General features: G+C 36.3%; 14 protein-coding genes. 2 read left to right on the top strand and 12 right to left on the bottom strand.

The features are described 5' to 3' along the window. Nucleotides 1-88: 88 nt before the first annotated feature. From TE34_RS12940 to TE34_RS12885, 12 genes are all read right to left on the bottom strand, one after another. Complete coding sequence (locus TE34_RS12940; RefSeq protein ID WP_047985238.1) at nucleotides 89-553, bottom strand: CBS domain-containing protein; 465 nt, start codon at nucleotides 551-553, stop codon at nucleotides 89-91. A 32-nt stretch (nucleotides 554-585) separates the two neighbouring features. Further along, on the bottom strand, nucleotides 586-1,053 hold the full coding sequence (locus tag TE34_RS12935) for a flavin reductase family protein (protein ID WP_047985237.1): 468 nt from the start codon (nucleotides 1,051-1,053) through the stop codon (nucleotides 586-588). 211 nt (nucleotides 1,054-1,264) lie between these two features. After that, nucleotides 1,265-2,794 carry an acyl-CoA carboxylase subunit beta gene (locus TE34_RS12930; RefSeq protein WP_047985236.1) on the bottom strand — a complete coding sequence of 510 codons (1,530 nt, stop codon included), beginning with the start codon at nucleotides 2,792-2,794 and terminating at the stop codon, nucleotides 1,265-1,267. 21 nt (nucleotides 2,795-2,815) lie between these two features. Beyond that, nucleotides 2,816-3,595: an enoyl-CoA hydratase gene (locus tag TE34_RS12925; protein ID WP_047985235.1), complete on the bottom strand. Its 780-nt coding sequence runs from the start codon at nucleotides 3,593-3,595 to the stop codon at nucleotides 2,816-2,818. 24 nt (nucleotides 3,596-3,619) lie between these two features. Further along, nucleotides 3,620-3,835, bottom strand: coding sequence for an acetyl-CoA carboxylase biotin carboxyl carrier protein subunit (locus tag TE34_RS12920; protein WP_047985234.1), 216 nt, complete (start codon nucleotides 3,833-3,835; stop codon nucleotides 3,620-3,622). Nucleotides 3,836-3,854: 19 nt separating this feature from the next. Beyond that, complete coding sequence (locus TE34_RS12915) at nucleotides 3,855-5,204, bottom strand: acetyl-CoA carboxylase biotin carboxylase subunit (protein ID WP_047985233.1); 1,350 nt, start codon at nucleotides 5,202-5,204, stop codon at nucleotides 3,855-3,857. A gap of 41 nt (nucleotides 5,205-5,245) precedes the next feature. Beyond that, entirely contained in the window at nucleotides 5,246-6,388 is a 1,143-nt protein-coding gene (locus TE34_RS12910) for an acyl-CoA dehydrogenase (protein WP_047985232.1), read from the bottom strand. Nucleotides 6,389-6,490: 102 nt separating this feature from the next. Further along, nucleotides 6,491-7,045 carry a TetR/AcrR family transcriptional regulator gene (locus TE34_RS21625; protein WP_269083185.1) on the bottom strand — a complete coding sequence of 185 codons (555 nt, stop codon included), beginning with the start codon at nucleotides 7,043-7,045 and terminating at the stop codon, nucleotides 6,491-6,493. Nucleotides 7,046-7,132: 87 nt separating this feature from the next. Continuing rightward, entirely contained in the window at nucleotides 7,133-7,912 is a 780-nt protein-coding gene (locus TE34_RS12900; protein WP_047985230.1) for a class I SAM-dependent methyltransferase, read from the bottom strand. Between the two features lie 374 nt (nucleotides 7,913-8,286). After that, nucleotides 8,287-10,737 carry a DNA topoisomerase IV subunit A gene (gene parC / locus TE34_RS12895; protein ID WP_047985229.1) on the bottom strand — a complete coding sequence of 817 codons (2,451 nt, stop codon included), beginning with the start codon at nucleotides 10,735-10,737 and terminating at the stop codon, nucleotides 8,287-8,289. Nucleotides 10,738-10,776: 39 nt separating this feature from the next. After that, nucleotides 10,777-12,729: a DNA topoisomerase IV subunit B gene (gene parE, locus TE34_RS12890; RefSeq protein WP_047985228.1), complete on the bottom strand. Its 1,953-nt coding sequence runs from the start codon at nucleotides 12,727-12,729 to the stop codon at nucleotides 10,777-10,779. 211 nt (nucleotides 12,730-12,940) lie between these two features. Next, nucleotides 12,941-13,354 (bottom strand): CoA-binding protein, encoded by a 414-nt coding sequence (locus tag TE34_RS12885; protein ID WP_047985227.1) that lies wholly within the window; start codon nucleotides 13,352-13,354, stop codon nucleotides 12,941-12,943. A gap of 185 nt (nucleotides 13,355-13,539) precedes the next feature. Here TE34_RS12885 and plsY point away from each other — a divergent pair, with 185 nt between their 5' ends. Continuing rightward, nucleotides 13,540-14,121: a glycerol-3-phosphate 1-O-acyltransferase PlsY gene (gene plsY, locus TE34_RS12880; RefSeq protein WP_047985226.1), complete on the top strand. Its 582-nt coding sequence runs from the start codon at nucleotides 13,540-13,542 to the stop codon at nucleotides 14,119-14,121. 86 nt (nucleotides 14,122-14,207) lie between these two features. Then, entirely contained in the window at nucleotides 14,208-15,119 is a 912-nt protein-coding gene (folE2, locus tag TE34_RS12875; RefSeq protein WP_047985225.1) for a GTP cyclohydrolase FolE2, read from the top strand. Nucleotides 15,120-15,126 lie beyond the last annotated feature (7 nt).

Below are 15,126 nucleotides of genomic sequence, written 5' to 3'. Positions count from 1 at the left end.
ACCTTATTATAACGTATATTCATTAGTGATTACTATAACTTTTCAGTATCCTAAAAGAAACGAAAAACTTCTTAAGTATCTAAGAAGTTTATTTTTCTTCTATAATTTTAATTGTTATATGACGTAATAAATCTCCCCTACTTAATACACCAACTACCTTCTTATTATCATCTAATATAGGTATTTTTTTAAAGCGATGTTGTGAAAAAATCTGTAAAGCATCCTCTAAATCATGCTCCGGGCTAAGGGATTTTATATCCTTTGTTTTCATCATTTTGGATACGGGTTCTTTCAGTGCATACTGTAATTTGTCAGTAAGCTTTTCTTGTTCACTAACCATAACTAGAGCAAACATATCAAAAACAGTTCGACTACTTGGTCTTAAATAACGGATGACATCCCCATCACTAATTACACCAACCAATATATTGTCATCACTAACTACTGGTACACCACCTATTCTTTTCGAAACTAACAGTGCAAGTAGTTCCTTAACCGTAGTATCTTCATTGACGCTTATTACATCAGGGATCATAAATTCTTTTATTCGCATTTTTTACACCATCTTATCGATTAATATAATGCTTACTTTTCTTCAACTAATTTTCGATATTTCCCATTATAGAAAATGACTGGTTCTTCATCTGAAACAGCGAATTCAGTAACTTCTGCAATAAATATTGTATGATCTCCAGCTCTTATGGAATCTACAATTTTACAAGCTAATATAGCAGTTGCTCCTTTTAAAACTGGTGTTTCATTTAAATTAACAAATTCAATTTCCTCGATCTCTTCTAGTTGTTTAGCAAGATAGCTAGATAGACTTTCTTGTTCTCGAGTCAATATGCTAATTCCAATGGGTTTTCCACTAGCAAATTTATTGTGCATACTTGCCTGCTGATTAATAGAAATAGCAATTAATTTAGGGGATAACGAAACAGACATAAACGCGTTGACAGTCATAGCGATTATTTGGTTACCATATTTCATCGATACAACCGTTATGCCGGTTGCAAATTTACCCATTGCATTTCTAAAGTTGCGTTCATCCAATTATATCCCCTACTTTTTTCTATATTTACCTTCTTTCTTTAGATTAACACGAAATGTAAAAGATATAACTCTTTTATTTAGTTTACATAATGTAATTATGGTTAACTTATACATGTATTAGTATAACATATGTACTTATTTGCAATCTTGTTAGGCATCTAATGAAATAAAAAATGCCACAGATGATGTAACATCACTGTGACATTTAATATTATACTGGGTAAACACCGTGCTTGCGTTCTGTAAATACAACATTTTTGGCTTCGTAAATACTATATCGCTTCATTAATTCCTTCCTAAGCTTGCTAGGTTCGACAATAGCATCAATAACTAGTTCACTAGCTAGTCGATATATATCGATATCGTCACGATATTCATCTTGCTTTTGTTTAATGAACGCTTCTCGTTCTTCTTCTGGTAACTCAGCAATTTTATTAGCATATACAGCATTTACTGCAGCTTCTGGACCCATAACCGCAATTTGTGCTGTTGGTAACGCAATGACAGCGTCAGGCTCAAACGCAGGACCAGCCATAGCATAAAGTCCAGCACCATATGCTTTTCGGACAATCACGGAAATTTTCGGTACGGTTGCTTCACTCATCGCAGCAAGCATTTTGGCGCCATGTCGAATAATTCCAGCTCGTTCTACCTTCGTACCAATCATAAATCCAGGAACATCCATTAGGAATAATAATGGAATATTAAAAGCATCACATAATTGAATAAATTTCGCGGCTTTATCAGCAGAATCTGGGAAAAGCACTCCACCCTTCATTCGCGGCTGATTTGCTATAATGCCAACTGATTTACCATTTATTCTAGAAAGGCCAGTAATTAATTCAGGTGCAAATTTCTTTTTTATCTCACAAAAACTATCTTCATCTATTATTCTATTAATGAGATCATGCATGTTGAAAGGTGCGTTTTGGTTTTCTGGTATAATGTCCTCGATTGACTTTTCAAATTCCTTCACTTCTTTTGTTTCATATGATTGAGGTTTTTCTCTAAAACTCTTAGGGAAATACGATAGGTAGTTTCGAGCATAACTTATTGCATCAGGCTCTGTTTTTACTAATACATCACCAACTCCAGAAACAGAGCAATGCATTTTAGCTCCGCCCATTTCTTCTAGTGTAACTTTTTCTCCAATAACCTTTTCAGCCATTCTCGGAGAACCAAGGTACATGGATGCATTACCATCTACCATGACAACAATATCACAGAAGGCAGGAATATATGCACCACCTGCAGCAGATGGACCGAATAGTAAGCAGATTTGTGGTACACGACCAGAGAGCTTAATTTGATTATGGAAAATTCGTCCTGCCCCTCTTCTTCCAGGGAACATCTCAATTTGATCCGTAATTCTGGCCCCAGCGGAATCAACCAAATATAGTATTGGTAATTCCAGGGTCATAGCAGTTTCTTGAATACGAAGTATCTTTTCAACTGTTCTTTTCCCCCAAGATCCAGCCTTTACAGTCGAATCGTTCGCCATGACACAAACATCCTGGCCGTTAATTTTACCAATACCTGTTACGACACCATCTGACGGTAAACTATCATCCATACAGTTAGCGAAAAATGCATCCTCTATGTCCATGTCCTCATCAAATAATAATTCTAATCGTTTGCGAACAAATAACTTCCCTTTTTCTTCGTTCTTTTGGTGGTATTTTTCATGCCCACCTTTTTCTATATGTTGTACTCTTTTTTGTAGTTCTTCCATATAAGACATTTGTATTACCTCCTTGCTAGTTTATTTACCTTGATATACCGGAGTACGTTTTTCTCTGAATGCTTCAAGCCCTTCCAAACGATCGTTTGTTTTAATTGTTTCTTTATAGCATAAATGTTCAATTTCTAAGCCTGTTGATAAATCAGACTGCATCCCTTGATTGATTGCAGTTTTAGCCTGACGTAAAGCAATAGGACCATTCTTGGCTATAGACTTCGCTACATCAATTACATAATTTAGTAACTCTTCCTTAGGGATAGTTTCTTCTACTAACCCTATAGAAAATGCATCTACTGCAGAGACTGCTTTTGCAGAAAAAATTAATTGTTTCGCACGGCCTATCCCAATTAATCGTGGTAAACGCTGCGTTCCTCCAGCACCTGGAATAATAGCTAAAGATGTCTCAGTTAAACCCATTTTGGCAATATCTGCAGCAATACGAATGTCACAGCCTAAAGCGAGCTCTAATCCACCACCAAACGCAACACCATTAATAGCGGCAATAACAGGTACTTTAATAGATTCAACAGCACGTACTGTTTTCCCAATATACCTGACAGCATCAACTACTTGATCATCATTCATGCCCCTTCGCTCTTTTAAATCGGCACCTGCACAAAATGCTTTATCACCTTGTCCAGTAATGATTACACAATTTATTTGTTTATTGCTGTTTATTTCTTGTACTGTAGAATTTAAATCATCTAATAATGCTATTGACATAGCATTAGCAGCCTCAGGTCTATTTAATGTAACGAGGGCTACATTGCCATCGATTATTTTAAAATCTACTAAGGACATAAAATTCCTCCCATATTTCACATATTAGGACTCAATAATTGCAATTACATCGCCTTCGTTAACAAAGTCCCCTTCAGCAACTTTAATTTCTTTTATAATACCGGATTCCTCAGCAGCAATCGGAATTTCCATTTTCATTGATTCTAGGATTACGATATCTTGATCTTCCTCAACCGTGTCACCTACTGCTACGACAATCTTCCAAACGTTACCAGCCATCATTGCTTTTACTTCTTCCATCTATTTCTCCTCCTCAGGGTTATTTTTTAATTGAGTTAAAATGTTCTTCAATAAATTTTGTTGTTGTATTTCCAGAGTTAAATGCTGGGTGCTTTGCAATATCTAGTAGTAGAGGAACATTCGTTTTAATTCCTTCTACCTTTGTATTTGTTAACGTTTCTATTAATAACTCAATTGCTGCTTTTCTTGAACTACCTTTAACAATTAATTTACTAATCATCGGATCATAGAATGGAGTTACCTGATAATTACTCGTAACGGCAGACTCCAATCTAATATTTTCCCCGCTAGGAACTTCAAATGTGGTGATATGTCCTGGTGAAGGGAAAAATGTTTTCGGATCCTCGGCATAAATTCGAGCTTCAATCGCATGACCACTAATGGTTAGGTCTTCTTGTTTAAAAGATAATTCTTTTCCGTTAGCGATATTAATTTGCTCTTCGACAATGTCAATACCTGTAATCTCTTCTGTAATTGGATGTTCTACTTGGATTCTAGTATTCATTTCAAGGAAATAAAAGTTCTCATCTTTATCGACTAGAAATTCAATGGTACCGGCATTCGTATATCCTAGTGCAAGTGCTGCATCGACTGCTGCGTTACCCATTTTTGTTCTAGTAGTTTCAGAAATAAATGGTGAAGGAGCTTCCTCAATGACCTTTTGATTTCTTCTTTGGATGGAACATTCTCGTTCGTATAAATGTACTGCATTACCATGACTATCTGCCAATAATTGAATCTCAATATGTCTTGCATCATCAATTTTTTTCTCCATAAACATGGCACCATCACCAAAGAAAGTCTCTGCTCGCTTAGCATTGTTCTGGAAAGCTTTTAGTAACTCATCGTCACTATTCACAACTTGCATTCCTATCCCACCGCCACCAGCAGAAGCTTTTAGCATAATAGGATATCCAATCTGTCTCGCTAACGCCACAGCCTCCTCAGCCGAAGGCACCGCCTCTTCTGTTCCTGGAACAATCGGTACATTAGCAACTTTCATAGCTTTTCTTGCCTCAATTTTACTTCCCATCATATCCATCACTTTACTTGTTGGGCCAATAAAAGTAATGCCTTCCGCTTCGCACCTTTCTGCGAACCTACCACTTTCACTTAAAAAGCCGTATCCAGGATGGATCGCATCAACTCCTGCTTCTTTTGCGATAGAAAGGATTTTGTCTACATTTAAGTAGCTCTCATTGACACGCGCTGGACCTAGTAAATAGCTTTCATCAGCCATACTAACAAATGGCGCACTTGCATCAGCTTCTGAATAAACAGCTACAGTTTTTATCTCCATCTTTTTACAAGTTCGAATTACTCTAGCAGCAATTTCGCCTCGGTTAGCTATTAGTACTCTTGATATCATTTCTTCACTCCTTACCAATAAAAAACTAATATACAGTAAACCTAGCAACCTAGTTGTCTAGCAATTACTAATCGTTGAACCTCAGATGTACCTTCCCCAATTTCTAATAGTTTTGCATCACGTAAATAGCGTTCTACTTCATATTCACGCATGTATCCGTAGCCACCATGGATTTGGATTGCTTGATTGGCTGCACGGAAGGCAGTTTCTGTTGCAAAAAGTTTTGCATAAGCAGATTCCTTCGTAAAAGGTTGATTATTATCCTTTAGCCATGCTGCTTTATATACCATGTTTCTAGATAATTCCACTTCCATTGCTATATCTGCAAGCTTGAACTGAATTGCTTGGAAGTTAGATATAGACTTACCAAATTGTTTACGTTCCTTTGCATATTGTAAAGCCTTATCTAGTGAGGCTTGCGCGATTCCTAATCCTAAAGCAGCGATAGAGATTCTTCCTCCATCCAATGTATATAAGAATTGACTAAATCCCTTTTGTGGATCACCTAGTAGATTCGATTTAGGTACACGAACATTATCTAGTACTATTTCTGCCGTATCCGAACCACGGACGCCCATCTTATCGTAATTACTAGTAATTGTAACCCCTTCTGTATCAGTTGGAACGATGATTGCAGAAATAATATTTCTACCTTTCTCGTTCTTTCCAGTAACAGCTGTAACAATTAATGTTTTAGCAAAGCTAGCATTTGTAATAAAACATTTTTCCCCATTGATGATAAAATCATCGCCATCTTCAACAGCTGTTGTCTTCGTACCTCCAGCATCAGAACCAGCATTAGGCTCGGTTAAACCGAATGAACCTAGTGCTTTCCCTTCTGCTAATGGAGTTAAGTATTTTTGTTTTTGTTCTTCTGTTCCAAAATAATAGATAGGACTAGCACCTAATGATACTGCTGCTGCATAGCTTAACCCGGTGCTTCCACATACGCGGCCAATCTCTTCTACAGCAATCGCGTAAGATAGTGTGTCACCACCAGACCCTCCATATTCTTCAGGAAATGGAATTCCAAGTAAACCTAATTCCCCCATTTGTTCAAATATATCTAATGGGAATTTTGCTTCTGTATCAATCTCTATTGTTCTAGGTTTAATTACTTCCTCTGCGAAATCACGTACCATTTTACGAATCATTGTTTGTTCTTTTGTTAAGTTAAAATCCATTTATTTCCCTCCTATGATGACGAGACCGACTGGTTGGTCTGTCTATTCCTTAAAAATATAGCTTTGTAATAAGCTATTAATTCAACTCTATAAATATAGCGCTTACATTTTTGGACTTACAATAGAACGCATAATTAAATCAACGTAAATATCACCAATTTCATCAATCGACTTTTCACCTGACTTTTTGTACCATTTATAAGTCCAGTTTACCATTCCAAGTATGGCCATACCTGTGATTTCCTCAGACAAGTCTTCACGAAATTCTCCAGTAGCCTTTCCCTCTCTTATGGTATCGATAATAATATCCTTAAATTGATCCCGCTTCTTTTTAATTAATTCCTCGTAGTTCGCTTTTAAATAAACATGTTCTTGGTAAAATACGGAAATATGTGGCTTATACAAATCAAAAACTTGCACAAAACTTTTAATGATTTGTTGTAGTTTCTGTGTTGGAGAGTCATAGGTGTTTTTTGCTATGTAAGCTTTCTCTAATACATACGTAATAAAGGTATCATGAATTACAAATAAAAGTTCATCCTTTGATGTAAAGTGATGGTAGAAGCCTCCTTTAGAGGTTCCAGTACTTTCTACTATTTCATGGACAGTTACACCATGAAAGCCTTTTTCTTCGAATAAGTGTAAGGCGGAATGAATAATTTTATCTCTTAAACTCGTTAGAAGCCCTCCTCTCCTAATAACTATTTTAGCTTATCATAATTTTCATAATTTATAAAGTTAAATTTAATCATACAACTCTAACGTTCCATAGTGAAACAAGGAGGATTTTCTCTTTAGTTGAGTAAAGCCTAAATCTTGAAATCTTTTACTTTTCCAATGGTCTTTCAATACAATTCTTTCTCTCGCCACTCGTTTTGCTTCGGTTAAAATTTCCTGCGTTAGTTCGGATGAGATAGCTTGTTCTCTAATAATATTGATCCCACAAGATTCCTCTATTCCTTCTTGGAACATTGGATCAAAATATACTACATCATATGATTTGTCTTCTGTATTTTGTAAAAAGTTCAAATGTTCCTCATGTAAAACCTGTACATTCCTCATAGCAAGATCAAATTCGATATTCTTTGTGGTGAGTGTTGATAGACCCTCTTTGACTAATAAATAAACTAGTTCTTTCCCTTCAATCCCTGTTACCTTCCCATTTGGGCCAACAACAAGGCTTGCTACAACACTATCGGAGGCTAAACCTAGTGTACAATCTAGAAATGACATGCCTTTGGATAGCTTAGCGGCAGAGACAAGTGGATCTAGTTCTCCTTTTAATAAACGTTTGGCTCGGATAAAAGCTAGATTCGGATGAAAAAACATAACCATCTCACTATTGAAAGGTGAAACAACAAGTCGTTCTTTACCAACAACAATTATGTTATCCTGATACTTTTCTTTTAGTTTTTTTATAGAATTTCCCTTTCTTTCTAAATATGGATAATTGTATTCTGTTGACAATTGCTTTGCTTTTGCTACTAGATGACTATTTACTCTTCCTGCAGTAGTTATATACATGTCTTCTCCTTGTCTTAGTCTAAAGATTGGGTATACAAAGGTTCACTTCTACTTCTAAATAAAGGGGTTGAGACAAAAGTATTTCTATCAAATGTAAAATCTAACATTGTTATTAGTGCATATAACACGCCCCGGAAATATACTGCGCTTTCCGTGGGCGGCTGGTGAGCCAGGCAACTACTTGAATTTACTTCAATTGCTGCCTTGCACCGAGGAAGCCTACTGCGTAGTGTTACTTGCAGACGCAGGTGCATTCTCGGGGTCTCACCGAAGCCTATCCTCCCACTGGAGTCTCCGTATATTTCCGGGGCTAATGAAGTGTTTATTCGTCTTTTAATGCCTTTGATGGAGTTATGTCCCAACTACAGCTTATCTTATTCCACCGTTGGATCAAATGGTTTTTCGTAACTTACTTCTTTCCATACTTCAATTACTTCACCTTGATTATCAGAATCTATAACAAATGAGCCATTGCTGTATCTGTCACTATTCGGTAATTCTAATGGAAACACTTGGTGTGTTTCCCCTTTGGAAGTAGTATAAGCTATCGTATCATTTTCATATGTCGCAAAGAATCCTACGATACGATGCGGTTTAGATTTAAGCTCTCTTAGCATGATTAGACCACGCTTAGCCCTGCTAGACTTCTCAAATTCTCGTAATTTCATTCGTTTACATGCGCCTCGTTGTGTTATTAAGAAAAGTGACGGTTCTGATAAGTCATCAAAGACTTGTCCACCGACAACAAATTCGCCATCTTTCAATTGAATTGCTTTAACACCACTAGCACGTTGGCCAACTACTGGTACTTCAGATTCATGATACCAAAGTCCATACCCTTTGTTAGAGGCAATAAAGAGATCCGAATATCCTTTAGTCTGGCAAACACTAACAACTTCATCATCTTTTTTTAGATTTAATGCTACTAATGCTTTGGAATAGCGTTGTGCTTCGTAAGTTTTTAATTCACTGCGCTTCACCATACCATTTTTAGTAAAGAATAGTAAGTATTCATTTTCTTTGAATTCCCTAACAGGAATCGTATGGATAATATACTCATCCTTATCAATTGGGACAATATTGGATACATGCTGTCCAATATCCTTCCATCGAATATCTGGTAATTCGTGAATAGGGATATAGAGATATTTACCTTTATTCGTGAAGAGTAGAATTTTGTCAGTCGTATTTGCCTCAATCAAACTAACCAAATGGTCCTCTTCTTTGATGGCAAAATCTTCCCCATTGGAAGCTGCATAGGAACGGATGCTTGTGCGTTTTACATAGCCGTCTTTAGTAACGGAAATTAAGACATCTTCACTAGCTACCGTAACCTCAATATCAATTTTCAATTCCTCAATTTTATCTTCAATTACAGATCTGCGACGTTCTGAAAACTGTTTTTTCATTTCTTTCAGGTCGTTTTTAATTGTCTGTAGTAATTTTTCTTCACTTGCTAGTATCGATTCATATTCAGCTATTTTCTTACGTAATTCTTCTGCTTCTTCTTGTAATTGTGTAACGTCCGTATTCGTTAGTCGATACAGCTGTAACATAACAATAGCTTCAGCTTGTCTCTCGGTAAAACCATATTTCTCAATGATCCTGTTTTTAGCATCCGCTTTATCCTTAGAAGCTCGGATTGTAGCTACTAGTTCGTCTAGTATAGAAATTGCTTTTATAAGACCTTCCACAATATGTGAGCGATCTTTAGCCTGTTTCAAATCAAATTTAGTAGATCGTGTTACAACTTCTTTTTGATGGCCAATATACGCATCAAGCATATTAGCTAAAGATAATAATTTAGGAGTCCTGTCTTGAATTGCAACCATATTGAAATGGTAAGTAACTTGTAAATCAGTATTTTTATAAAGGAAGTTAAGTACACCTTCACTGTTTACATCTTTTTTCAATTCGATAACAATACGAAGTCCTGTACGATCAGTCTCATCTCTTACTTCTGCAATTCCTTCTACTTTACGATCAAAACGAAGTTCGTCTATCTTTTTAACTAATAATGCTTTATTTACTTCAAAAGGAATCTCATCAATGACTATCTGTTCACGGTTTCCACGTATTGGCTCAACTATTGCTCTCCCACGAACAACGATCTTTCCTTTTCCTGTTTCATATGCCTTCTTAATTTCATCGACACCTTGAATAATTCCACCAGTTGGAAAATCTGGACCTTTAATGACTTTCATTAATTCTTCTGTTGTGGTTTCTGGTTTGTCTATTCGTTTAATTACTCCATCTATTACTTCCCCTAGATTATGCGGAGGTATATCAGTAGCATAACCTGCTGAAATACCAGTTGATCCATTTACTAGTAAGTTCGGGAATTTAGCTGGTAATACAACGGGCTCGTGATCTGTATCATCAAAGTTTGGCATTAAATCTACTGTTTCTTTGTTGATATCACGAAGTAACTCAGAAGATATTTTAGATAGTCTTGCTTCTGTATAACGCATTGCAGCTGGTGGATCCCCATCCATACTACCGTTATTTCCGTGCATTTCTATTAGCACATTACGCATCTTCCAGTCTTGACTTAAACGCACCATAGCTTCATAGACCGAAGAATCCCCATGTGGATGGTAGTTACCAATTACGGTACCCACTGTCTTTGCCGATTTACGAAAATGTTTATCATGTACATTTTTTTCTCGAAACATTGCATAGAGAATTCTTCGTTGTACAGGCTTCAAACCATCTCGTGCATCAGGAATTGCACGATCTTGAATGATGTATTTACTATATCTACCAAATCGATCACCGATTACTTCTTCTAATGGAAGATCGAGAAATTTTTCTGACTGTGTCAAGTCATTTCCCCCTTCACTTTCCTTTTCTACATTCTATTTCTAAGATTGTATTTTCTCGTTTTCTAGTATATTTGTTTCGTCATTAAGTCCAAATGCTACATTGGATTCAATCCATTTTCTCCTTGGTTCAACTTTATCTCCCATTAAAGTAGTGACTCTTCGTTCTGCGCGGGCAATATCGTCAATGGTTACTCGGATGAGCGTTCTTGATTCTGGATTCATTGTGGTATCCCATAATTGATCCGCATTCATTTCACCAAGTCCTTTATAGCGCTGAATAATATATCCATTCTTGAATTTATTAACAGCTGTACGCATTTCATCATCATCCCACGCATAGATAACTTGTTCCTTTTTACCTATGCCTTTAGATACTTTATATAAAGGTGGTAGCGCAATATAGATTTTACCAGCTTCAATTAACGGTCTCATATAGCGATAAAAGAATGTTAATAACAATACTTGGATATGGGCACCATCCGTATCGGCATCAGTCATAATTATTATCTTGTCGTAGTTGGAATCTTCTAATGAGAATTCTGCACCAATTCCAGCACCTATTGTATGAATGATAGTAGAGATTTCTTCATTCTTAAATACATCCTGAAGCTTTGCTTTTTCCGTATTTATTACTTTACCTCTTAAAGGTAATACAGCTTGGAATTTGCGGTCTCTACCTTGCTTCGCAGATCCACCTGCTGAATCTCCCTCTACTAAGTATAATTCGTTTTTATCTGGATTTTTGGATTGTGCTGGTGTTAATTTACCACTAAGTATCGTATCTTTGCGTCGTTTCTTTTTACCCGTTCTTGCATCATCTCGCGCTTTTCTAGCTGCTTCTCGCGCTTCTTTTGCTTTAATTGCTTTTTTTATTAGTAACCCAGATGCATCTGGGTTTTCTTCTAGGAAAAAGTTTAGCTTTTCTGATACTACGGAATCAACTCCAGACCGAGCCTCTGAAGTTCCTAATTTACCTTTCGTTTGACCTTCGAATTGTAGTTTCTCCTCAGGTATTCGAACTGAAACAATAGCTGTTAAACCTTCTCTTATATCTGTACCTTCTAAATTCTTATCTTTTTCCTTCAGTGCGTTCGTTCTTCTGGCATAATCATTAAAACTTCTAGTGATAGCTGCTTTTGCGCCAGATTCATGGGTTCCGCCATCTTTAGTGCGGACATGGTTAACAAACGATAACATATTTTCTGAGAACCCGTCATTAAATTGAAAGGCGAATTCAACTTCAATACCTTGATGTTCTCCTTCAAAGAACACTACCTCATGTAGCGTATCTTTATCCTCATTTAGATAATGAACAAAAGATTTCAGCCCATCAGGAAATTCATAAGCTTCCGTTTCCTCAGTACGTTCGTCCGATAACTCAATACGTAGCCCTTTTAATAAAAATGCTGCTTCACGTAATCGCTCGGAAATCGTTTCATAACTAAAAACAGTTGTTGAGAAGATGGATGAATCTGGTTTGAAGTGGATTTTGGTTCCTGTTTTTCTAGTCGTCCCAACTTTTTTGATGGTTCCGACAGGGATTCCTCCATTTTCAAATCGTTGAATATATACTTCTCCATCACGGTGTGATGTAACTTCTAACCATTCAGATAATGCATTTACTACGGAAGCACCTACACCGTGTAGTCCACCACTTGTTTTATAGCCACCTTGCCCAAACTTCCCTCCGGCATGAAGGACGGTGAAAATAACTTCCATTGTGGATTTACCTGTACTGTGTTTACCAGTAGGGATTCCTCTTCCACTATCTTCAACTGAGATACTATTATCACTATGTATCTTTACTTTAATTACGTTTCCATAGCCAGCTAATGCCTCATCAACTGCGTTATCAACAATTTCAAATACTAAATGATGTAATCCGCGATGATCAGTACTGCCAATATACATCCCAGGTCTTTTTCGAACGGCTTCAAGACCCTCGAGTACTTGTATGGAATCATCAGAATAATGTAATGGTGTCTTGTCCAATTCCTATTGCCCCCTTCACCAATCGTTGCTAATTATTATAGTTTATATACTAGAACAGGTGTTTGTTTTTGTAAAGGTCCCATTTTTATTACCAGAACAATATCTTTATAAGTATACTACAACCTATTTTAAAATGTATAGTTGTTCCTTATTACATGCTTTTACTTACCATCTATAACTAAAACGGATGACATGAGCCATCCGTTTATCGTTACTTTTTAATAAGTACTGCATGAGCAACTTTAATACATAAGTCCATGATGACGGTAAAGTCCTTAGCGATTAGGTATTCGTATGCTTCTTGGTTAACTATTCCTTGTTGAGCCCAAAATACCTTACAGTTGGTCTGTGCTGCTTCTTTGGCAAGACTTGGTAAATATTCAGGTCTTCTAAAGACATTAATAATATCAATTTGTTCGTTCACTTCAAGTAAAGAAGAGTATGATTTTTCTCCTAGCACCTCATCTACTGTAGGGTTAATTGGAATAATTCGATAACCAAGCTCTTGCATTATTTTTGAAATTTGATAGGATGTTCTTTCGGGGTTATCAGATAGTCCTACCACAGCAATCGTTTTTGCTTGTACTAAGATTTTACTAATTTCTTCATTTGATGGATTCTGCATACTTGGTAACTCCTTTTCTTTCGATTATACTTATTATTAGTTTAGCACGTAAGTATTAAGAATATCATTAGATATTAGTTTTAGTCATTCTAATTAAATATTAGTACCTTCTATTAATAGTTCGTGATAAAATATAGATTACATACATATTTTAGTATAAATAATCAATGAAAGTAGGAATTTAGATGGAATATGTTTTATTTGCTATTATAGCTTATTTGTTAGGTTCAATCCCATCAGCGCTAATTGTTGGCAAAGTTGGTTATAACATAGACATACGTGAACATGGAAGCGGAAACCTTGGTGGTACGAATACCTTTCGGGTACTCGGGGTAAAAGCAGGTATTATTGTAACTTTAGCAGATATATTAAAAGGTACACTTGCAACTCTTATTCCATTAATCTTCGATGCTGATGTTTATAGGCTGGCTATTGGTATATTCGCCGTGATTGGTCATACTTATCCATTATTTGCCCGATTTAAAGGTGGAAAGGCCGTAGCAACCTCGGGAGGCATTATTCTTGGTGTGAACCCGCTACTGTTTGGTGTGATGGTACTAACGTTTCTTGTAACATTAAAAATTTCAAAATTTGTATCACTTTCTTCTATGATAACTGGAGTAGTTTCTTTTGTCGTTTCAATCTTCTTTGGAGATGTTGGAATAATGATAGTTATAGGTGTACTCACCCTATTCGTTATATATAGACATATAGCAAATATTAAACGAATACTTAATAAGACGGAACCAAAAATCAAGTGGATGTAGATGCGGTATAATTGAAAAAAAAATAATAGTTGGCTTATACTTTGAATAGAGACAAGTCTTGCAGAATAGAAAGGGATATCAGTCACATGAATAATTACCGCGAAAAAACACTACCAACAAAGGAAGAAAGACATAAACTCTTTGGTTCTGTTAAACCAGGGCCAAAAACTAAGCCAGCTGAGAAAGATAAAATGGCAGATTTGCAAAACTTGCAACGAGATTTTCTATTTGATCTGGATGCTGTCGGGATTACAAATGTTAAGTACCCTGTTCAGATCTCAAGTAAAACTAATCCAAATACACAAACTAGTGTTGCAACCTTTACCTTTACTTCTAGTATTAAACAGACGAGTAAAGGTACTAATATGAGTCGGTTTATGGAACAATTAACCTCTTATAGTAAGAATGGTTTCTATGCCGAGTTTTCGATGCTTAAGGAATTTACTAAAGAGCTAGCAAACCGGTTGGACCAAAAAGATGCTACCATTGAACTTTCGTTTCCTTGGTTCTACGAGCGAACTGGTCCAAGTTCAGGATTAGCTGGATTAAACCATGCTGATTTAACGATGCGAGTAGTTTACCATCAAGATACTGGTTATGAACTCCAGGCTGGAATGTCAGTGTTAATAACCACCTTATGTCCTTGTTCAAAAGAAATAAGTGAATATAGTGCTCATAATCAACGTGGAAAAGTTACAATGGAAGTCTGTTTACCAGAAGACTTCAATGAACTAGAGTTTGACTGGAAGATAGCTCTACTAGAAGCTGCTGAAAGTAATGCAAGTGCTAGATTACACCCAGTTTTGAAACGTCCGGATGAAAAAATGGTTACCGAGGTAGCATATGAAAACCCACGTTTTGTGGAAGACATGGCACGACTTGTTGCTGCAGATTTATATGAGCTACCATTTGTTAGTGGTTTTGAAATTACGTGTCAGAATGAAGAGTCCATCCATATGCATGACGCAATTGCTAAAATACGTCATAATAAAAGCTAAGCATAAA

The sequence above is a fragment of the Ornithinibacillus californiensis genome, from assembly GCF_001038485.1.
In the GTDB taxonomy this organism is placed as follows: domain Bacteria; phylum Bacillota; class Bacilli; order Bacillales; family Amphibacillaceae; genus Ornithinibacillus; species Ornithinibacillus californiensis.
The sequence above is the reverse complement of the archived record's forward strand: the minus strand, read 5'-3'. Positions and strand labels throughout refer to the sequence as shown.